General features: G+C 71.9%; 19 protein-coding genes. 17 read left to right on the top strand and 2 right to left on the bottom strand.

Annotation, left to right across the window (positions count from 1 at the left end; genetic code table 11):
* Positions 1 to 3: 3 nt before the first annotated feature.
* The 8 genes from AB0G52_RS20365 to AB0G52_RS20330 all read left to right on the top strand — a co-directional run bounded on the left by AB0G52_RS20365 (position 4) and on the right by AB0G52_RS20330 (position 5,766).
* Complete coding sequence (locus AB0G52_RS20365) at positions 4 to 843, top strand: hypothetical protein (RefSeq protein WP_361337657.1); 840 nt, start codon at positions 4 to 6, stop codon at positions 841 to 843.
* Entirely contained in the window at positions 840 to 2,147 is a 1,308-nt protein-coding gene (locus AB0G52_RS20360; RefSeq protein WP_132890297.1) for an ATPase, T2SS/T4P/T4SS family, read from the top strand. The genes AB0G52_RS20365 and AB0G52_RS20360 overlap by 4 nt, the downstream gene beginning before the upstream one ends.
* Positions 2,148 to 2,153: 6 nt before the next feature.
* Entirely contained in the window at positions 2,154 to 3,152 is a 999-nt protein-coding gene (locus AB0G52_RS20355; RefSeq protein WP_361337655.1) for a type II secretion system F family protein, read from the top strand.
* Positions 3,149 to 4,069, top strand: a complete 921-nt coding sequence (locus tag AB0G52_RS20350; RefSeq protein ID WP_165939421.1) for a type II secretion system F family protein — start codon at positions 3,149 to 3,151, stop codon at positions 4,067 to 4,069. Before AB0G52_RS20355 ends, AB0G52_RS20350 begins: the two co-directional genes overlap by 4 nt.
* Positions 4,070 to 4,135: 66 nt before the next feature.
* Positions 4,136 to 4,402 (top strand): hypothetical protein, encoded by a 267-nt coding sequence (locus tag AB0G52_RS20345; protein ID WP_361337652.1) that lies wholly within the window; start codon positions 4,136 to 4,138, stop codon positions 4,400 to 4,402.
* 28 nt (positions 4,403 to 4,430) lie between these two features.
* The gene (locus tag AB0G52_RS20340) at positions 4,431 to 4,877 is read left to right on the top strand and encodes a TadE family protein (protein ID WP_132890295.1); all 447 of its coding nucleotides are present in this window, start codon (positions 4,431 to 4,433) and stop codon (positions 4,875 to 4,877) included.
* A gap of 2 nt (positions 4,878 to 4,879) precedes the next feature.
* Positions 4,880 to 5,308: a TadE/TadG family type IV pilus assembly protein gene (locus AB0G52_RS20335; RefSeq protein WP_361337650.1), complete on the top strand. Its 429-nt coding sequence runs from the start codon at positions 4,880 to 4,882 to the stop codon at positions 5,306 to 5,308.
* A complete protein-coding gene (locus AB0G52_RS20330) occupies positions 5,305 to 5,766 on the top strand; it encodes a pilus assembly protein TadG-related protein (RefSeq protein WP_361337648.1) in 462 nt (153 codons plus the stop codon). Before AB0G52_RS20335 ends, AB0G52_RS20330 begins: the two co-directional genes overlap by 4 nt.
* A gap of 24 nt (positions 5,767 to 5,790) precedes the next feature.
* Here the strand turns inward: AB0G52_RS20330 and AB0G52_RS20325 are convergent, their stop codons facing one another.
* Complete coding sequence (locus AB0G52_RS20325) at positions 5,791 to 7,245, bottom strand: sigma-70 family RNA polymerase sigma factor (protein WP_361337646.1); 1,455 nt, start codon at positions 7,243 to 7,245, stop codon at positions 5,791 to 5,793.
* Positions 7,246 to 7,446: 201 nt separating this feature from the next.
* On the opposite strand from AB0G52_RS20325, the gene AB0G52_RS20320 reads away from it, so the two are divergent.
* The 5 genes from AB0G52_RS20320 (at position 7,447) to AB0G52_RS20300 (ending at position 13,447) form a co-directional block, all read left to right on the top strand.
* Entirely contained in the window at positions 7,447 to 7,797 is a 351-nt protein-coding gene (locus AB0G52_RS20320; protein WP_132890291.1) for an SsgA family sporulation/cell division regulator, read from the top strand.
* A gap of 154 nt (positions 7,798 to 7,951) precedes the next feature.
* Positions 7,952 to 10,963: a BTAD domain-containing putative transcriptional regulator gene (locus tag AB0G52_RS20315; RefSeq protein ID WP_361337644.1), complete on the top strand. Its 3,012-nt coding sequence runs from the start codon at positions 7,952 to 7,954 to the stop codon at positions 10,961 to 10,963.
* A complete protein-coding gene (locus tag AB0G52_RS20310) occupies positions 10,960 to 11,703 on the top strand; it encodes an A24 family peptidase (protein ID WP_361337642.1) in 744 nt (247 codons plus the stop codon). The genes AB0G52_RS20315 and AB0G52_RS20310 overlap by 4 nt, the downstream gene beginning before the upstream one ends.
* 72 nt (positions 11,704 to 11,775) lie before the next feature.
* On the top strand, positions 11,776 to 12,990 hold the full coding sequence (gene mqnC / locus AB0G52_RS20305) for a cyclic dehypoxanthinyl futalosine synthase (protein ID WP_132890288.1): 1,215 nt from the start codon (positions 11,776 to 11,778) through the stop codon (positions 12,988 to 12,990).
* 7 nt (positions 12,991 to 12,997) lie between these two features.
* Entirely contained in the window at positions 12,998 to 13,447 is a 450-nt protein-coding gene (locus AB0G52_RS20300) for a hypothetical protein (protein ID WP_361337639.1), read from the top strand.
* Between the two features lie 49 nt (positions 13,448 to 13,496).
* On the opposite strand, the gene AB0G52_RS20295 is transcribed toward AB0G52_RS20300, so the two are convergent.
* A complete protein-coding gene (locus AB0G52_RS20295) occupies positions 13,497 to 14,423 on the bottom strand; it encodes a chitinase (RefSeq protein ID WP_361337637.1) in 927 nt (308 codons plus the stop codon).
* 353 nt (positions 14,424 to 14,776) lie between these two features.
* Between AB0G52_RS20295 and AB0G52_RS20290 the strand changes: the two genes are divergently transcribed.
* The 4 genes from AB0G52_RS20290 to AB0G52_RS20275 are packed head-to-tail and all read left to right on the top strand — an operon-like array spanning position 14,777 to position 19,383.
* Positions 14,777 to 15,169, top strand: coding sequence for a hypothetical protein (locus AB0G52_RS20290; RefSeq protein WP_361337636.1), 393 nt, complete (start codon positions 14,777 to 14,779; stop codon positions 15,167 to 15,169).
* Positions 15,170 to 15,190: 21 nt separating this feature from the next.
* Positions 15,191 to 17,434, top strand: a complete 2,244-nt coding sequence (locus tag AB0G52_RS20285) for a glycosyltransferase (protein WP_361337634.1) — start codon at positions 15,191 to 15,193, stop codon at positions 17,432 to 17,434.
* The gene (locus AB0G52_RS20280) at positions 17,434 to 18,663 is read left to right on the top strand and encodes an acyltransferase (RefSeq protein WP_361337632.1); all 1,230 of its coding nucleotides are present in this window, start codon (positions 17,434 to 17,436) and stop codon (positions 18,661 to 18,663) included. The genes AB0G52_RS20285 and AB0G52_RS20280 overlap by 1 nt, the downstream gene beginning before the upstream one ends.
* 24 nt (positions 18,664 to 18,687) lie before the next feature.
* Positions 18,688 to 19,383: a demethylmenaquinone methyltransferase gene (locus AB0G52_RS20275; RefSeq protein ID WP_132890284.1), complete on the top strand. Its 696-nt coding sequence runs from the start codon at positions 18,688 to 18,690 to the stop codon at positions 19,381 to 19,383.
* The last annotated feature ends 14 nt before the right edge of the window (positions 19,384 to 19,397 follow it).

The raw sequence follows: 19,397 nt of genomic DNA, 5'->3' as shown, positions 1-19,397 counted from the left end.
CCCATGGCGCTCATCGCAATCGCCGCCGACAAGGGTTCCCCCGGCGTCACCACCGCGGCCGTCGCGCTGGCCGCGGTCTGGCCGCGCCGGGTCCTGCTCGCCGAGGCCGACCCGGCCGGCGGCGACCTCGTCTACCGCAGTGCCGCCGCGCACGGCGGCCCGCTGAACCCGAACACCGGCATGCTCTCCATAGCCGCCACCGCGCGACGAGGGCTCGTGCCCGACCAACTCTGGGATCACGTGCAGCCGTTGAGCGGTGGCCTGGAGGTGCTGGTCGGGCTCGGCATCGCCGAGCACGCCGCCGGTCTCGCCGGGCTGTGGCCCACCCTCGGGCACGCCTTCGCCGCCCTCGCCGACTCCCCGAACGCCCCCGCCGACGTCATCGCCGACTGCGGCCGGATCAGCGGCGACACCCCGGCCGTGGAGCTGTTCCCGCACGCCGCCCTGGTCCTGCTCGTCTCGCGCACCGAACCCGAGTCGCTCGCCCGGGTCCGGGACCGTGCCGCCGCCCTCGCACAGAAGCTGCACGGCGGTCCGCGCGGCGCCGTGGCCCTCGCCACCCCGCTGATCGGCGTCGTCCTGATCGCCGACCCGGCCGGCTCCGGCAAGCTGGTCAACCAGGTCAACGACATGCTCGTGCACGCCCAGACCGGGGCACGCGTCGTCGGCACCATCGCCGACGACCCGGCCGGCGCCGACCAGCTGGCCGGCCGCAAGCGCGGGCGCCTCGACAAGTCGCTGCTCATCCGCTCGGCCCGCAAGGTCACCGCCGACCTCCAGCAGCAGTACGGCGCCTCCTGGACCGTACCGGCGCAGCCGCCGCACGCGGGGGCCGGCCGATGACCGCTGTCGACCACCAGTTGGTCAAGCGGTTCCGGCAGGACGCCGGCGACCGGATCGCCGAGCAGCGCCGCCAGGACCAGGCGTCCGGCGTCACGCCGATGTCCACCGAGGACGAACGCCAGTACGCCCGCGCGGTCATAGCCCAGATCCTGGAGGAGTACGCCCGCTCCGAGATCAACGCCGGGCGCACCCCGCTGGACGCGGAGACCGAGGAGCAGTACGCCGCCGCCGTGCACGCCGCGCTGTTCGGCGTGGGACGGCTGCAGCCGCTGCTCGACGACCCCGAGGTCGAGAACATCGACATCAACGGGTGCGACCAGGTGTTCGTGGGCTACAGCGACGGCCGGGAGGTCAAGGGGGATCCCGTCGCGGAGACCGACGAGGAACTCATCGAGCTGATCCAGGTGCTCGGCGCGTACTCCGGCCTGTCGTCCCGGCCGTTCGACTCGGCCAACCCGCAGCTCGACCTGAGGCTCCCCGACGGGTCGCGTCTGTCGGCCGTCATGGACGTCACCCGGCGGCCCGCGCTGTCCATCCGGCGGGCCCGCATGGGCAAGGTCTTCATCTCCGACCTGGTCGGCAACGGCACCCTGACGCCCGAGGTCGCGCACTTCATGGCCTGCGCCGTCCGCGCCCGCAAGAACATCATGATCGCGGGGGCGACGAACGCCGGAAAGACGACGCTGCTGCGCGCCCTCGCCAACGAGATCCCGCCGCACGAGCGGCTCATCACCGTCGAACGCGCCCTGGAACTCGGGCTGGACACCTTCCCGGACCTGCACCCGAACGTCGTGGCGTTCGAGGAGCGGCTGCCCAACTCCGAGGGGCAGGGCACCATCAGCATGGCGGAGCTGGTCCGGCGCTCCCTGCGCATGAACCCCTCTCGGGTGATCGTCGGTGAGGTTCTCGGCGACGAGATCGTCACCATGCTGAACGCGATGTCGCAGGGCAACGACGGCTCGCTGTCCACGATCCACGCCAACAGCTCCAGCGAGGTCTTCAACCGCATCTCCACCTACGCGCTCCAGGCCTCCGAGCGGCTGCCCATCGAGGCCAGCCAGATGCTGATCGCGGGCGCGGTGAACTTCGTCGTCTTCATCCAGCGGCGCAACAACTACCAGACCGGCGGCCGCCTCCAGCGCATGGTCACCTCCGTCCGCGAGGTCAACGGCGTCGACGGCCGGGTGCTGTCCAGCGAGGTGTTCGCGGAGGCCCACGACGGCCGGGTCGTACCGCATGCGCCCATAGCCTGTCTGGAGGACCTGATGGCCCACGGCTACCAGCCGCACGGGGCCTGGGGGTGACGTGACATGAACCTGGATTCCTTGGGCTCCATGGGCGGGCTCTTCTCCACCCCGGTCCTCTACGGCCTCGGCTGCGGAGTCGCCGTCGGCGGCGGACTGGCGCTGCTGGTCCTGGCGATCCGCGGACTCCCGGCCAGACCCGACCACGAGAAGCAGAAGGCCAACGAACGGGCGGCCGAACTCCTCCGGTTCGCCGGCCGGCGCGGTTCGCTCGCCGCCATCATCGGGCTCGTCGTGCTGCTGCTGACCCGCTGGGCGGTGGCCGGCATCGCCGCCGGTGTCCTCGTCTTCTTCTGGGACAAGCTGTTCGGCGGTGCCGCCGAGGAGCGGGCCGCGATGAAGCGGGTGGAGGCACTCGCCTCCTGGACCGAGTCGCTGCGCGACACCATCGCCGGCGCGGTCGGCCTGGAACAGGCCATCCCGGCGTCGGCGCGGGCCGCCGCGCCCGTGCTGCGGCCGCACCTCGACGCCCTCGTCGACCGGCTGCGCGCCCGCACCCCGCTGCCCGACGCGCTCCAGCACCTCGCCGACGAGATCGACGACGCGTCGGCCGACATCATCGTGGCCGCCCTCATCCTCAACGCCCGGCTGCGCGGCCCCGGTCTGCGCCAGGTGCTCGGCGCGCTCGCCAAGTCGGCGCGTGAGGAGGTCGACATGCGCCAGCGCGTGATGGCCCAACGCGCCTCCACGCGCCGCTCGGTGCAGATCGTCGTGGCGGTCTCGATCGCGTTCGTCCTCGGCCTGTCCGTCTTCAACCGCGCGTTCGTGGCGCCGTACGGCACCGCCGTCGGACAGCTCGTACTCGCCCTGGTCTGCGCGCTGTTCGCGCTCGGCTTCTGGTGGCTGCGCAAGCTGTCCACCATCGAGACCCCGGAACGGTTCCTGGTCCGCGACCAGTCCTCCGTCCAGTTCGTACGACCGCCCCGCACCGCCCCCGGCCAGAGCGGCCGGCCCGGCCAGAGCGGTCCCCAGACGCTGCCGACCGAGGATGGAGTGCGCCGGTGAACCTCACGATGCCGATCGTCGTCGGCGTGACCCTGGGGCTCGGCGTCTACGCCCTGATCCGCGCCCTCATGCCGAGCAAGCGCAGCGCCGTCGCCCAGGTCGCCCGGATCGACGCCATGCGGGCCCGCGGCGCCGCCCACGAGTCGGCCCGGGGGACCCAGGAGACCGGCAGGTTCGGTGCCCTGCGCGCCCAGGTCGGGGACCGGGTCGCCGAGTTCTACCGGCAGCAGGGCTGGGAACAGCGCTCGCTCCGCGCCGACCTCGCCGTCCTGGACCGCGGCTGGGAGAAGTTCCTCGCGACCAAGGTGCTGCTCGCCGCGGCCGGTCTGGTCTTCGGCCCGTTCCTGTTCGCCGTCGTCTACACCATGGGCTTCGGCCGCAGCCCGGTCGTCCCGGTCTGGCTGGCCCTGGTCTGCGCGGCCCTGTTCTTCTTCCTGCCCGACCTGGAGGTACGACGGGACGCGGCCGAGAAGCGCCGGGACCTCAGGCGGGTCATCGGGGCCTACCTCGACCTGGTGTCGATGAGCCTCGCGGGCGGCCGAGGTCTGCCCGAGGCCCTGATGGCCGCCGCCGAGGTCTCCGACGGCTGGGCCAACCAGCGCATCCGCAACGCCCTCGCCGACGCCCGGATCACCGGCGTCAGCCAGTGGCAGGCGCTGGGCGCGCTCGGCGAGGAACTGGGCGTGGAGGAGCTGAAGGACCTCTCCGCCTCCCTCGCCCTCGTGGCGGACGACGGCGCCAAGGTGCGGGAGTCCCTCGCCTCCCGCGCCGAGACCATGCGGCACCGCGAACTCGCCGAGATCGAGGGCAGCGCGGGCGAGAAGTCCCAGTCGATGCTCGTCGCCCAGCTGCTGCTGTGCGCCGGCTTCCTGGTTTTCCTGATCTTCCCGGCGGCGATGCGGGTGTTCCAGGTGTGAGCTGTTCCAGAGACCTTCGACAACTGCTGATTCGATCGCACGACCAACGCAACGGGAGAACCCACCATGAACGGACGTAACCTGACCGGGCGGAGCTTCAGCACCGGCATCCCGGCGATGGACTTCCTCGTCACCTTCCTCCAGGCCCGGGTGGAGCGGGCCCGCTCCGGCGAGCTCGACCGCGGTGCCTCCGCCGTCGAGTGGGTCATCATCTCCGCGGTCGTCGTCGCGATCGTCGGCGTCGTCGCCGCCATCATCAACGCCGCGTTGAGCGACGGCGCCAACAAGGTCGGCGACTGCATCAAGGGTGCCAGCGCGAGCGGGACCTGCTGACCGGGTCGGCGACGGGGACTGAACGGGGATGACGGGGGTCTTTGTGGACGTGAACGCCTGGCTGCGCCGCCGGGCCGCCGCCGCGCGCGGCGACTCGGGCATGACGGCCATCGAGTTCGTGCTGCTCACCCCCGTCCTCTTCTTCATGATCTTCGCGACCGTGCAGTTCGCGTTGTACTTCTTCGCCGACCACGTGGCCCAGGCTGCGGCCCAGGCGGGCGCCCGCAAGGCCCGTGCCACCGCCGACGCGGAACCCGGCGCCTGGCGCGGCGAGGCCCAGGCCGTGGTCGACTCCTACATCAGCCAACTCGGGCCGCAACTCGTGCTGTCGCCCAACGTGACGATGATCCAGCCGGAACAGCACACGGTCGGCGTCGAGATCTCCGCCCGCATCCCGACGGTGTTCCCGGGCCTGGACCTGACGGTGCACGCGCAGTCGTCGGGGCCGGTCGAGCGGTTCGTGGAGGACAACTAGTGGTGGACGAGACGACGACCTCCGCAGCGGACGGAGCGCCGGACGACCGGGGGCTGTCGACCGTCGAGGTCGTCATCCTCGCCCCGGTCATGATCCTCTTCATCCTCGTACTGGTCGCCTTCGGCCAACTCGTCGACGGCCGGGGCGCGATCGACGGAGCGGCCCGTGACGCGGCGCGTGCCGGGTCCATCCAGAAGGACCACGCCACCGCCATGTCGGAGGCGCAGAAGGCCGCCGACGCGGACCTGTCGGACGTCTGCTCGGGACCGGTCTCCGTCGTGCAGACCAGTGCGGGGTTCGCACCCGACAGCATCTTCACCGTCGAGGTGAGCTGCCAGGTCAGGGGGCTCGCCATGCTGGGCCTGGACATCCCCACGACGCTCACCGCGCGCTTCTCCTCCCCGCTCGACCCGTTCCGGAGGGCGGCATGATCCTCGCCGTGCTGCGCAGTTGGTGGACCGCACGGCGGCTCCGTCTGGACGACCGGGGTTCGGGTGCCGGCGCGGTCATCATCTTCGCCCTGGTCTTCCTCTCGCTCTCGGCGTTCGTCATCGACGGCGGCCTGTCCATCTCCAAGCGCGAACGTGCCGCCGACATCGCCGAACAGGCCGCCCGCTACGCCGCCCAGGACATCGACCTGGACGCGCTGTACGAGGGGCAGGGCACCGCGCCGATCAACTTCCAGGACTGCGACGCCCGGGTGAAGACCTTCGCCCGCGAGATGGACATGTCCGCCGCGGACGTCGCGGGCACCCACTGCACCGCCGCCGACGCGCAGCAGGTGCAGGTCGAGGTCCAGTTGACGTACGAGCCGGTCTTCACGGGCATGTTCTACGGCGGCGCGATCGTGGTGCACGGCCAGGCGACCGCCGAGAACGAGGTCGGCTGACCGGGACCGGCCGCGGCGAGCGGGTCACGACGCGAAGGCTTGCGCTTGTCGCTGACCGGGGCGCCGTTCACCGTGACCGGGACCGTGCCCCTTGCCACGGTCGCGGTCGCGGTCGCCGTTGCCGTTGCCGTTGCCGTCGCCGTGCGGGGGCGGACAGGGGTCAGTTGTCGGCGGGGTCTCCACGGGCGCGGGGTCGGTCGGTTCGGTGGGGTCCGTCGGGGGAGTGGGAGCGGGGTCGGGGGAGGCGAGCGGGGTCGGCTCGGTCGTCTCGGGCGGTGCGGGCGAGGGCGTTGCAGGGGGCGTCGGTTCGGTCGTCTCGGGCCGTGCGGTAGTGCCGTTCCCGGCCCTGTTCCCGGCCCCTTTCCCGTTCTCCGCCCCGTGCCCGGCCGTGGTCACCGCCGTACGGGCCGCAGCGGCCGCACCCGTGCTCGTGCCGTCTCCGTCGTCCCCGTTCCTGGGTGCCGCCGGTGCCGCCGGTGCCGCCGGTGCGCCGGTCACCGGGGCCTGGGCGAGCGGTGCGTCGGCGACCGGGGTGCGCGGGGCGGGGACGGGGGAGGCGTGGCCGGGGCCGAGGAGCAGCACGAGTGCCGTGGCGCCGGCGGTCACCGCGCCCGCGGCGACGGCCAACGGCCCCTTGGTGCCCACGGAGCCGACGGCCTGCCGTACCCCGTGCAGCGGCCCGCTCCCGCTGCCGTGTCCGCCCGCCGAGGCCCCGGCGGCGGTGAGGGTGAGCAGGAACCGGCCGGCCGTGCCGCCGACCGCGAAGACCAGCAGGGCGGGGCCGACGAGGGCGGGGAGCCGGTCGTTGGCGCGCATCAGGGCGGCGAGCCGGGTCCGGCAGTCCGCGCAGTCGTCCACGTGCCCGAGCAGCCGGTCGGACTGCCGTCCGGTGGCGGCCCCGCGCACGTACGCGGGCATCCGGCTCCAGTGCACCTGGCAGGCGGGGTCGTCCGGCGCCCCGGTCTGGGTGCGCAGGAAGGCCTGCCGCATCCCTTCCCGGGCCCGGTGCAGCAGTACCGCGGTCGCGCCCTCCTTGGTGCCCAGTTGCGGTCCGATCTGCGCGAGCGGCTGCCCCTCGGCCTCGGCGAGCCAGAGGGCCTTGACCCAGCGTTCGGGGAGTTGGGCGAGGACCCGTACCAGGAGGTCGACGGAGGAGACCTGTTCGGCCGGGTCGTCGCCGTGGCGGCCGGCCTCCGCCTGCTCGTCGGCGTGAGGGTCCCTGGGCGTCTCGCGCACGGCACTGCCCGCCGCGTAGGCGAGGTGCCGGACGGTGGTCGTCAGGTACGCCGCCACGTTGTCGATCTCGTGGCCCTCGGCCAGCCGCCGCCAGACCCGGAAGTGCGCCTCGGCGACCAGGTCTTCGGCGACCCAGGCGTTCCTGGTGAGGGAGCGGGCGTACGCGACGAGCCGCGGCTGCTGCTCCTCGTAGATCCGGGCGTAATCGGTGGTGCTGATGACTGCAGAGGAACCGTCGGGCATGGCGGAACGCTCCAGTTGCCGGCCAGGGGCTGGGAAGGATTCGCCAGCGTAGATGACAAAACTTTCAAACAAAGTTTCCTGCGCCTCAATTGGTGACGTACGTCACTCAACTTCCCTGTGGCCGACGCGTAATGAGACGGGCCGAAGGCGCTCAGAGGAGTAGGACGGCCCACCACCGCACCGCACCCCGGGAGAGCACCTGTGTCCATCACCGTCGAACAGCCCACCGGCGCCCGCCTGCTCACCGCCGACGAGCAGGAGGTGGCGGTCCCCGCGACGCTCCGCTACACCTCGGCCGACCCGCAGGCGGTGCACTTCGTCTTCCCGCCGTGGATCTCCCTGGACGGCGAGGAGGTCACCTGGACCTTCGCCCGCGCCCTGCTCCAGGAGGGCCTGGCGGCCCCGGCCGCGCTCGGCAACGTCCAGGTGCGGCCCTACGGAACCGCGCGCACGGTGGTGGAGCTGAGGGCGGAGGAGGGCGTGGCGGCGGTCACCTTCCCCACCTCCGCCCTCACCCGCTTCCTGCTGTCCGCCCTGCGGGTCGACGGCTGACGGGAGTTGTGCGGGACGTGCGGAGGAAGCGGTGGTTCCGCGCTCTCCCCCTTCGACGCCGTCGGTACCAGTCAATAGGATCGTCAAGGGGATCTCGACAGGCTCGATGCGCCCCCGGCCCACTCTGTCCGCACACGACCCCAGGACACCCGCCATGGCGCGACGCAGCACATCAGGCTCGACGGGAAGACCGACCGGGAACCCGTCGGGTCCGCGGAACCGGACCCCGCAGCCGGTGCGGGTGCGCAGGCGTACGGCCGGGGACCTCGTCAAGGCGCTGCTCGCCTTCGTGGTGCTGCTCGTCCTCGTCGTCGGCGTCCCCGGCGCCCTCGCCGTGTTCGTCGGCTGGCCCCTGCCGACCAGCGCCCCCAGCATGGACTGGCTGTCGCAGCCGATCGGCGTCGGGACCTTCCTGAACGCCCTGACCGTCATCGTGTGGCTGGCCTGGGCCCAGTTCACGGCCTGCGTGCTGGTGGAGATCAAGGCCGCCGTCTCCGGCGTCGGCCTGCCCGGCCGGGTCCCCGGCGCCGGCCCCAGCCAGCTGCTCGCCCGGCAACTCGTCGCCGCGCTGCTCCTGGTGGGCGCCACCGCCGCCAGCTTCACCCCGGGTCTGTCGCAGCTCGGCCACAGCCTGGAGGGCAACCAGAAGGGCACGGTCGCCGCCGCCCAGGCGACCCCCGGCATCCTCGCCCAGCAGCAGGAGCAGGCCAAGAGCACCGCTGCCGCGCTCGCCGAGCAGGCCGGCCACGCCGCGGCCCGGGCGGAGCACGGCGGCACGGGTGCGCACGGCAGCACGAAGTACTACAGGATCCAGCCGCCCGAGGGCCGCCACCACGACTCGCTGTGGGAGATTGCGCAGCGCCACCTCGGCGACGGCCGCCGGTACAAGGAGATCTACGAACTCAACAAGGACCGCGTCCAGCCCGACGGCTCCCGGCTCTCCGAGGCCAGCCTGATCCGGCCCGGCTGGATCATGGAGATGCCCGGTGACGCGCACGGCGGCGAACTCGTCGAGAACCCCGACGCGCACGTCTCGCCCGAGGTCCGGCAGCAGATCGGCGACTACGCCAGGACCGGCGACCACGCCCAGCAACAGCACCAGCAGCAGCACCAGGAGCAGGGCGGCGGGCAGCACGCGGACCAGGACGGCGCCACCGCCCGGATCGCCGTGCCGAGCCCCCGTGCGTCCGGTGACGCGGCGACTCCCGCCGCACAGGAGTCGGGCAGCCCCTCCGCCTCCTCATCCGCCGCCTCCTCCTCCGCCTCTTCCTCCGACCACTCCTTCGGGCTCCCCGAGGCCCTCCTCGGCGCCCCCCTCCTCGCCGCCGGCCTGCTCGCCGCCCTCGGCCGCCGGCGCCGGCAGGCCCTGTGGCAGTCGGCGCTCGGCGCCGTCGGCGGCCGGCGCGGCATGGAGCCGCCCACCCCGACCGGCGACGCCCAGGACGTGCAGGACGCCCTGCTGGTCGGCGCGGACCCGGAGGGCGTACGGCTGCTCGACCTGTCGTTGCGCGGACTGTCCGCCGCCCTCACCGCCGAGTCCCGCTCGCTGCCGGTCGTCTACGCGGCCTGGCTCAGCCACGGCGACCTGCACCTGCAACTGGCCCAGCCGGCCGGCAAACCCCCCGCGCCCTGGCAGCTCGGCCAGGACCAGACGTTCTGGACGCTGTCGCGCGCGGACGCCGAGCGCTACGAGGACACCGACGCGGCCGCGCCGTACCCGGGTCTGGTCAGCCTCGGCACCATGGACGACTCGCGGCTGCTGCTCAACCTGGAGGCCGTGCCCGGCATCGTCTCGCTGAGCGGCCGGGAGGCCGACCGGGCCGCCCTGTTCGCCTCCGTCGCCGCCGAACTCGCCACCAACGGCTGGTCCGACCGTATGACCATCACCCTGGTCGGCTTCGGTGCGGACCTCACCCCGCTCGCCCCCAGCCGGCTGCGCCACCTCGACGACGTGGACGCCCTGTTCGAGTCGATGGAGGCCGAGACCCGGCAGCGCCGCGGCGCGCTCGGCGCCGCCGACCACCAGTCGGTGCTCACCGGCCGCACCGGGCCCGCCCAGCACACCCGCTGGGCGCCGAACCTGGTGCTCCTCGCCACCCAGCCGTCCGCAGAGGACGCGGTGCGCCTCGCCGAACTCGCCGCCGACGCCGCCCGGCTGGGCATCGGCTACCTCGTCGGCACCGAGAGCGGCGACCTGCCCGGCGCCGCCTGGGCCATGGAGATCACCCCGGACGGCAGGCTGCTCGCCCCGCTGCTCGGCCTCGAACTCCAGGCCCAGCTGCTGCCCGCCGTGCAGCAGCGGGCGGTCGTCGAGCTGTTCGTGGAGGCCGACCCCGAGCACGACCCGGACGGGCCCACCACCACCCCGCCGTTCCTGGTCGACATCAGCGAACAGGGCCGCCCCGCGGTGTACGCGCGACTCGTCGGGCCGTACGAGATCATCGGCCTCGACACCCCGGACGGGGACCGCAGCGCCCTGCTCCACGAGGCGCTCGCGCTGCTCCTCCTGCACCGCGAGGGCGTCCATCCGCGCGTGCTGTCGTCCGCGCTGTGGCCGCGCGGGGTGACGGACGACGTCCGCGACGCCCTGCTGGAGCGGCTGCGCGGCTGGCTCGGCACCGACCCGGACGGCGGCCCGCGCCTGGTGACCGACGCGACCGGGCGGCTGGTGCTCGCCAAGTCGGTCGTGTCCGACCTCGACGTGCTGCGCTCCCTCTACCACGAGGCCACCCAGGGCAAGGGCGTCGACAGCCGCGTGGTCCGCGGCCGTCTCCTCACCGACGCGCTCGTCCTGGTGCGCGGTCCGCTGCTCGCCGACCGCGCTGAGGGCCGGTACGGCTGGCTCACCCACGAGATCATCGACGCCCAGCTGCCGCTGCTGGTCGCCGACATCGGCCTCGCCCTGTCCGCGTTCCACCTGGAGAAGGACCGGGCGGAGAAGGCCATCGAGGCGCTCGGCGCGGCCCTGCGGACCGCCCCGGCGGACGAACGCCTGTGGAACGAGCTGCTGCGCGCCACGCACGCCACCGGCGACCCGGACCGCGTCCGCGCCCTCGCCGCCGAACTCGTCACCCGCAGCGGCGCGCGCGGCCTGCCCCCGCGCACCGAGGCCCTCCTCGACGAACTGCTCCCCACCTGGCGCGAGGGCGCCGCCGCGACCGGATGACCACCACCGCGGACCTCGCCCTGCCGGCCGTCGCCGCCCTCTGGGGCGCGGCGGCCGGCGCCCTGCTCCCGCGCGCCGCGTACCGCTTCTCGGCACCGGCGGGGGAGGAGTGGCGCACGAAGTGCCCGGCGGGCCATCCGGTCAAGGGGTGGGTGGGGCGCGGCCGGTGCGGACGGTGCGCGCCGGAGCAGGCGGCGCACGGCCCCCGCACCGCCCCCCTGTCCGTGGCCACCGCCGTGGTCTGCGGTGCCCTGGCCCTCGCCACCGGCACCCGCCCCGAACTGGCGGTCTGGCTGCTGCTGGCGCCCGTCGGCGTCCTCCTCGCGGTCGTCGACTTCCGCGTCCAGCGCCTCCCCGACCCCCTCACCCTCCCCCTGGCAGCCGCCGCGCTCGCCCTCCTCGGGGTGGCCGCCCTGCTCCCCGAGCACGCCGGGGACTGGCTCACCTCCCTGTACGCGGCGCTCGCGCTCGGCGCCGGGTACCTGGTCCTCTTCCTCGTCAACCCCGGCGGCATGGGCTTCGGCGACGTCAAGCTGGCGCTCGGCGCGGGCGCCGTCCTCGGCTGGTACGGCTGGCCCACCGTGCTGTTCGGCACCTTCGCCGGCTTCCTGCTCGGCGCGCTGTACGGCGGTGCGCTCGTCGTCGTACGGCGGGCCGGGCGCAAGACGGCGATCGCGTTCGGGCCGTTCCTCGTCGCGGGCGCGTTCGCGGGGCTGCTGCTCGGCGCCTGCACAGCCTGACGTCGGGCGGCGCGGGAGGCTGGCGTAGGCTGGTTCGGTCCGTCCACAACCCTTGACGAAAGGGACGCCCCGGTGACCGAGAAGGCCGACCTCACCTCTTCTGATGTCACAGCCGTCCTCGACCGGGCCGCAGCCGGTGGGCGGATCACCCCCGAGGAAGCGCTCGTCCTCTACCGCGACGCCCCGCTGCACGCGCTGGGCGCCGCCGCCGACGCCGTACGCCGCCGCAAGTACGCGGGCATCGAGCACATCGCGACGTACATCATCGAGCGGAACATCAACTACACGAACGTGTGCGTCACGGCGTGCAAGTTCTGCGCCTTCTACGCGGCCCCCAAGGACAAGGACAAGGGCTGGACCCGCGACCTCGACGACATCCTGCGCCGCTGCGCGGAGACGGTCGAGCTGGGCGGCACCCAGATCATGTTCCAGGGCGGCCACCACCCGGACTACGGCGTCGAGTACTACGAGAAGCACTTCAGGGCGATCAAGGACGCGTTCCCGCAACTGGTCATCCACTCCCTCGGCGCGTCCGAGGTCGAGCACATGGCCCGGATCTCCGGCGTCTCCGTCGAGGAGGCCATCACCCGGATCCACGAGGCGGGCCTGGACTCCTTCGCGGGCGCCGGCGCGGAACTCCTTCCCGCGCGCCCCCGCAAGGCCATCGCGCCCCTCAAGGAGTCCGGCGAGCGCTGGCTGGAGATCATGGAGACGGCGCACAGGCTGGGCGTGGAGTCGACCTCGACCATGCTGATGGGCACCGGCGAGACCAACGCCGAGCGCATCGAGCACCTGCGCATGATCCGGGACGTCCAGGACCGCACCGGCGGCTTCCGGGCCTTCATCCCGTACACCTACCAGCCCGAGAACAACCACCTGAAGGGCCGCACCCAGGCCACCCTGTTCGAGTACCTGCGGATGATCGCGATCGCCCGCCTCTTCCTCGACAACGTCCAGCACATCCAGGGCTCCTGGCTGACCACCGGCAAGGAGGTCGGCCAGCTCTCCCTGCACTACGGCGCGGACGACCTCGGCTCGATCATGCTGGAGGAGAACGTCGTCTCGTCGGCGGGCGCCAAGCACCGCTCCAACCGCCTGGAGATCATCGACCTGATCCGCAAGGCGGGCCGGGTCCCGGCGCAGCGCGCCACGACGTACGAGCACCTCGTCGTCCACGACGACCCGGCGAACGACCCGGTCGACGAGCGCGTGATGTCGCACATCTCCTCGACGGCGATCGCGGGCGGCACGGCCCACCCCGAGCTGAAGCTGCTCAGCGCCAACTGACGCGGCCGTGCTGACGATCCACGCGGCGGACGAGGTCCGGCACGACTGGGACGGTGCCGCCCTGGAGGACGGCGCCGTCGTCGTCGAGGGCGGCCGGATCGCCGCGGTGGGGACCCTGGCGGACCTGCGGGACCGCTTCCCGACCGCCCGGGTGCGCAACTGGCCCGGCGTACTCGGCCCGGCCCGCGTCCACGACGGCCCCCTCCCGGCCGCCCCCAGCCCGCGCGAACGCGTGCACGAGGTACTGAAGCTGGGAGCGACGGCGGTCCTGGAACGGTACGCCGACTCGCCCGACCTGCGAACGGCGGCGGAGCGCAACGACGTGGCGGTGCTGCGGGGGACGGCCGGGACACCGGTGCTGGTGGCGGCGGGCCGGGCCGACCTGGCGGTGTTCGACGAGACGGGCGCGTGCATCGCGACGGTGTGCGCGGGCCGCCTCGTCCACAGGCGCAGGTGAAGCGCCCCGTCGGGGGCGCGGGACACCCCACGGGCCAGCAAGACGCCACTCAGCCGGCGAACGCCTTCCCGAACGCCCCCGAACTCTGCGCGACCCCACTGCAGTTCGTCGCGGCGTCCGCCGCACCCGAACCACGTGCGCACGGCACGTCCCGAAACGTCGACCACATCGACACCCACGCCACCCCCTCCTCCGCCGCGAACGCCCGCACCTCCTCGGCGTCGGCCAGCGTCAGCGTCTCCCCGTCCACGTCGTTCACCCCGATCATCGAGGTCAGCGCCATCCCGCCCCACGCGCCCGCGTCCGACAGCCCGAACACCTCCTTCAGCTGCTTGTGCGTGGCCTTCGCCGAGGTGACCGCGTAGTCGCCCATGTCCCCGTCGTAGGACTCGCCGTAGTTCATGGTCATGATGTTGACCGTCGAGACCTGCACGTCGTACTTGTTCGCGGACTCCAGCAGCGCCAGGCTGTCGGAGTCGAGCCCCGACGGCATCACGGGCAGCGTGAAGGTGACCTCCAGGTCCGGCCGTCGCTTCTGGAGCAACGCGATCGCCGCGGAGCGCAGGGCGACCGAGTCCGAGTCGGTCAGCGTGGTGCCCTCGATGTCGAAGTCGGCCTGGCTGGACCCCGCGGCGTCCAGGGCGGCGCCGTACGCCGCGGCCAGCTCGGTCACGCTGGAGCAGGTCGTCGCCAGTTCCTCACCGGAGGCTCCGCCGAAGGAGACCCGGACCGTCGCGCCGCCCTCAGTCAGCTTCGAGATCCGTGACGTGACGGCCGAACTCCCCATCGCCGCGGTCCCGTTCCACTTCGGCGTACAGGAACTGCCACCGGCGATCACGAAGGCCAGGTTGTACGTCGACGGTGACCCCGAGCCGTCGGTGGCGGCGGCCTCCGTCGCACTGACGTAGGGCGCGTACGACGTGCCGGACGTGCCCGATGTCGCCGATGTGCCCGTGGAGCATCCCGTGACTGCCATGGCAAACAGGAGAGCGAACCCGGCCGTCGGCCTCAGGAAACCCCGCATGAAGACGCACCCGCTTTCGTGATGTGTGTCTCAGGCTCGAAACAGAGCCTGATTCGAAAGGAAAACGTCTCACATGCACGTGGTGTTCAACGACTCGGCCCTTACATGGAAAACTCATGGAATGAAGCAGGCGAAACAGATGAACGGGGCGTCATGAAAAGGACGTTGAGGTGCATTGCTCTCCCTGGTGCCCTCCGTGGCATTTCGTGGAATCTCTCAGTGGAATGACAGGTGAGGGTGTTTCTCATGGGCGCCTCACAAGAACCCTGAAGGCAGTCACATAAAGCCTCCTTAATATCCGCGGAATGCAATCCGAGCCTGTCATCGAAAGCCGCGCCGCCGGGCGGGGTCGCCGTCGCAAACAGGGCAACGGGTCGCCCGAGGGGCCCGTGTTCGTCGACTCCTCCGGACGCCGGTCCAGGGTGCTGCGCCGTCTCGGCCTTCTCCTCGGTGCCGTCTGCCTCGCCTACACGGGAGTGCTCGGCGCCGCCTTCATGGGCTGGGGGACCTCGCTCACCCCCTCGCTGATCCCCGACTTCGCGCGCGGCGCCGACGCCCCCGGCGGCGAACGCCCGCAGGGTGGCGTCGGCCGTCAGGTCGGCGCACCCACCGGACGCCCCTCGGCACTGCCCTCCGCCTCGGCCTCAGCCTCAGCCTCCGCTTCGGCTTCCGCCACCGCCTCCGCCACCGCCAACTGACCGGAACGCAGGCCTCTCCCCATGACCACACCGACGTCCGTACGCGGCCGCAGGCGCGCCCCCTCCCGTATCGACCGGGCGGCGGGCAGGGCCGCGGCGCTGCAGAAACCACGTGTCATCCTCGCCCTGCTGCTCCTGCTGGCGCTGACCTGCGTGATGCTGCTCGACGGCTATCTGCGCGCAGAGGTCGGCGGCGACCAGCGGGTCCGCACCGGCGCCGGCGCGAGCAAGGTGCCCGACAAGATCCTCGACGGCGGGCCGATCCTCACCTTCAGGGGCGGCCGGGCGACCACCGTCTCGGTCCCCTCCAAGACGATCGCGCTCACCTTCGACGACGGCCCGAACCCCACCTGGACCCCGCAGGTCCTCAAGATCCTCGACCGGTACGACGTACCGGGCACGTTCTTCCTGGTCGGCTCAATGGTGTCGCGCTATCCGGGCATCGTGAAGTCGATGGTGGAGCAGGGCAACGAGGTCGGCATCCACACCTTCACGCACGTCGACCTGTCGTACCAGAGCAACGCCCGGGTCGACCGCGAGATGCAGCAGACCCAACTCGCCCTGGCGGGCGCGGCCGGTATCACGACCACGCTCTTCCGCGCGCCGTACTCCTCGGAGACGGACGCCATCGACAACTACAGCTGGCCGGTCTACCAGAGGCTCGGCAAGGAGGGCTACACCAGCGTCTTCGTCGACACCGACAGCGACGACTGGAAGAGGCCGGGTGTCTCGAAGATCATCAAGTGGGCCACGCCGACTAAGGACGAGGGCGCGTCGGTCCTGTTCCACGACGCGGGTGGCGAGCGCTCGCAGACGATCACGGCGCTGCCGGCGTACATCGAGAAGATGAAGGCGAAGGGCTACACCTTCACCACCATCAGCGGTGTGATCGAGCAGAACGCCGCGAACCGTGCGGCTGCCGACGCGAGTGCCCCGAACACCGCCGTCCGGCCCCTCCAGGCCGCCCATCGCACGGCCACCGGCATGACCCTCTACGAGGGCGAGGCGCTCATCGTGGCCGTCGCGATCGCCGAATGGGCCCTGCCCGTCCTCTCCTACCTGCTCCTCGTCGTCGGCATCGCGGTGCTGGGCCGCTTCGGGATGATGCTGCTCATCGCCCGGCGCCACCACAGACAGCGCAACAAACGCCGCTTCAGCTGGGGTACGGCGGTCAACAGGCCGGTGAGCGTGATCGTCCCGGCGTACAACGAGAAGGAGTGCATCGCCAACACCCTGGAGTCGCTGGCGCAGAGCACCCACCCGATCGAGATCGTCGTCGTCGACGACGGTTCCACGGACGGCACCTCCGAGATCGCCCGCGCCGCCGCCGACAAACTGGGCATGACCAACGTCCGGGTCCTCCGCCAGGAGAACGCGGGCAAACCCGCCGCCCTCAACAACGGCGTCCGCAACGCGACGTACGACATCGTCGTCATGATGGACGGGGACACCGTCTTCGAGCCGGACGCGGTGCACCAGCTGGTGCAGCCGTTCGCCGACCCCGAGGTCGGCGCGGTCGCGGGCAACGCCAAGGTCGGCAACCGCGGCACGATCATCGGCGCCTGGCAGCACATCGAGTACGTGATGGGCTTCAACCTGGACCGCCGGATGTACGACCTGCTGCGCTGCATGCCGACGATCCCCGGCGCGATCGGGGCGTTCCGCCGGGACGCGGTGCTCCAGGTCGGCGGCATGAGCGAGGACACCCTCGCCGAGGACACCGACATCACCATCGCCATGCACCGCGCGGGCTGGCGGGTCGTCTACCAGGAGCACGCCAAGGCCTGGACGGAGGCACCGGGTTCGCTGAAGCAGCTGTGGTCCCAGCGCTACCGCTGGTCGTACGGCACCATGCAGGCCCTGTGGAAGCACCGCAAGTCCCTGACGGACAAGGGGCCGTCGGGGCGCTTCGGCCGGGTCGGCATGCCCCTGGTGGTGCTCTTCCAGATCATCACGCCGGTCTTCGCTCCCCTCATCGACGTGTTCACGGTCTACTCCATGATCTTCGTCGACTTCGAGGCGGCCCTGTTGGCCTGGCTCGCCGTCCTCGGCGTCCAACTGGTCTGCGCGGCCTACGCGTTCCGCCTGGACAAGGAGCGGTACCGCTACCTCCTGATGATGCCGCTCCAGCAGATCGCCTACCGTCAGATGATGTACCTGGTCCTCATCCACTCCTGCATCACGGCCCTCACCGGCGGCCGCCTGCGCTGGCAGAAACTCAAGCGCACCGGCGAGGTCGGCACCCCGGCGGGGGCGAGCGGCTGATGACCTGGGACCAGCAGAACCCGTACCAGCAGGACCTGTACCAGCAGGACCTGTACCAGGGGCACCCGTACCAGCAGGGCTACGGCTACACCCCCCTGGTGGACCCGGAACCGGAGCCGGAGCTGGAACCGGCCGCGACCGCTGCGCCGGGCGCCGAGGCGACGGACGCCAGGGACACCGCCCCTCGGCCCGGGCCCCCCACGAGGGACCGCTACTTCGACACCCTCCGCGCCGTCGCCCTCGTCCGCGTGGTCACGTACCACACCTTCGGCTGGGCCTGGTGCGGCATGGTGTTCCCCTCCATGGGCATCATGTTCGGCCTCGCCGGCACCCTGATGGCGAAGTCCCTGGAACGCCCGGCGCCCAGGGTCGTGAAGAGCCGCCTGCGCCGCCTGCTGCCCCCGTTCTGGTTCTGGGGTCTCTTCGTCGTCCTGGCGATGCTGATCCACGACTGGATGCCCGGCTGGGAGATCGTCTACTGGATCGTGCCGCTCGGCGACCCCCCGGGCAACGCGTGGGGCGAGCAGGCCTGGGAGATCCTCTGGTACCTGAGGACGTACCTCTGGTTCGTCCTCCTCTCCCCGGCGCTGCTGTGGATCTTCCGCAAGGCCCCGGTCCCGGTGCTGCTGGCCTCGGCGGCCCCGATCCTGGTCCTGAACTTCCTGTGGGCCGGCCCCGACAACCGCTTCGGCAGCGCCCTGTGGGACCTGTCGACGTACCTCTTCTGCTGGATCCTCGGCTTCGCGCACCGCGACGGCGTGCTCCGGCGGATGAAGCCGGTCCCGGTGGTCGTCGGCGCGCTCGCCGCGCTCGGGTACGGCGGCTGGTACGCCTTCTCGCACCAGGCCGACTTCGGCACCTACGACCTGGACGAGAACCCCCTCGCCCAGGCCTTCTGGTCGGCCGGGTTCGTGCTGCTGCTGATGTGGGCGAAGGCGTACTTCCGCATCGACTTCGCCTGGCTGACCCGTTTCAGGCGGCTCGACCGCACCGTCACCGTCTTCAACGCGCGGGCGGTCACGATCTACCTCTGGCACGAGATCGCCCTGATCCTCGCGGTCCCGCTGATCGACCAGATGTGGAACGTGCCCGCGTTCGAGAAGTGGCTCCCGTTGGACAGCCAGTGGTTCATGTTCGGCGTCGGCTGGATCCTGATCGCGGTCTTCGTCCTGCTGTGCGGCTGGGTGGAGGACGTGGCCGCGAAGAAGAAGCCGAAGCTCCTGCCGTAGGGGCGTGCTGCAAGAATGGCGGGCGTGACCCGCGCCTCCCTGAACAAGCAGCCGCACGAAGTCGCCTCGATGTTCGACGACGTGGCGGAACGGTACGACCTGACCAACGACGTCCTGTCGCTCGGCCAGGACCGGCACTGGCGGAAGGAGGTCGCCAGGGCCGTCGACGCGCGGCCCGCGCAGAAGGTCCTGGACCTGGCGGCCGGCACGGGCACCTCCTCCCAGCCGTTCGCCCGGGCCGGTGCCTATGTCGTGCCCTGCGACTTCTCGCTGGGGATGCTCCAGGTCGGCAAGAAGCGCACCGGCTGGATGCCCTTCACCGCCGGGGACGCGACCCGGCTGCCGTTCAAGGACGGCACCTTCGACGCCGTGACGATCTCCTTCGGGCTGCGCAACGTCCAGGACACCGACGCCGCCCTGCGCGAGATGTACCGGGTGACCCGGCCCGGCGGACGGGTGGTGATCTGCGAGTTCTCGCACCCGACCTGGGCACCCTTCCGGACCGTCTACACCGAGTACCTGATGCGGGCGCTGCCGCCGGTGGCCCGCGCGGTCTCCTCCAACCCCGAGGCCTACGTCTACCTCGCCGAGTCCATCCGCGCCTGGCCCGACCAGCCCGCACTGGCCGCCCGGCTGCGCGGGGCGGGCTGGTCGAAGGTGGCCTGGCGCAATCTCACCGGCGGGATCGTCGCCCTGCACCGCGGCTTCAAGGAGGCCTGAGCCGCGGTCGGCGC

This window comes from Streptomyces sp. NPDC021562 (assembly GCF_040640875.1).
Classification (GTDB): domain Bacteria; phylum Actinomycetota; class Actinomycetes; order Streptomycetales; family Streptomycetaceae; genus Streptomyces.
This window is presented reverse-complemented; position numbering and strand designations above follow the sequence as displayed.

Excerpts from the sequence above, each read along its gene's own strand:
- AB0G52_RS20365 (WP_361337657.1), top strand. The coding sequence starts at position 4 with ATGGCGCTCATCGCAATCGCCGCCGACAAGGGTTCCCCCGGCGTCACC.
- AB0G52_RS20360 (WP_132890297.1), top strand. The coding sequence starts at position 840 with ATGACCGCTGTCGACCACCAGTTGGTCAAGCGGTTCCGGCAGGACGCC.
- AB0G52_RS20355 (WP_361337655.1), top strand. The coding sequence starts at position 2,154 with ATGAACCTGGATTCCTTGGGCTCCATGGGCGGGCTCTTCTCCACCCCG.
- AB0G52_RS20345 (WP_361337652.1), top strand. The coding sequence starts at position 4,136 with ATGAACGGACGTAACCTGACCGGGCGGAGCTTCAGCACCGGCATCCCG.
- AB0G52_RS20340 (WP_132890295.1), top strand. The coding sequence starts at position 4,431 with ATGACGGGGGTCTTTGTGGACGTGAACGCCTGGCTGCGCCGCCGGGCC.
- AB0G52_RS20330 (WP_361337648.1), top strand. The coding sequence starts at position 5,305 with ATGATCCTCGCCGTGCTGCGCAGTTGGTGGACCGCACGGCGGCTCCGT.
- AB0G52_RS20325 (WP_361337646.1), bottom strand. The coding sequence starts at position 7,245 with ATGCCCGACGGTTCCTCTGCAGTCATCAGCACCACCGATTACGCCCGG.
- AB0G52_RS20315 (WP_361337644.1), top strand. The coding sequence starts at position 7,952 with ATGGCGCGACGCAGCACATCAGGCTCGACGGGAAGACCGACCGGGAAC.
- AB0G52_RS20310 (WP_361337642.1), top strand. The coding sequence starts at position 10,960 with ATGACCACCACCGCGGACCTCGCCCTGCCGGCCGTCGCCGCCCTCTGG.
- AB0G52_RS20295 (WP_361337637.1), bottom strand. The coding sequence starts at position 14,423 with ATGGCAGTCACGGGATGCTCCACGGGCACATCGGCGACATCGGGCACG.
- AB0G52_RS20290 (WP_361337636.1), top strand. The coding sequence starts at position 14,777 with ATGCAATCCGAGCCTGTCATCGAAAGCCGCGCCGCCGGGCGGGGTCGC.
- AB0G52_RS20285 (WP_361337634.1), top strand. The coding sequence starts at position 15,191 with ATGACCACACCGACGTCCGTACGCGGCCGCAGGCGCGCCCCCTCCCGT.
- AB0G52_RS20280 (WP_361337632.1), top strand. The coding sequence starts at position 17,434 with ATGACCTGGGACCAGCAGAACCCGTACCAGCAGGACCTGTACCAGCAG.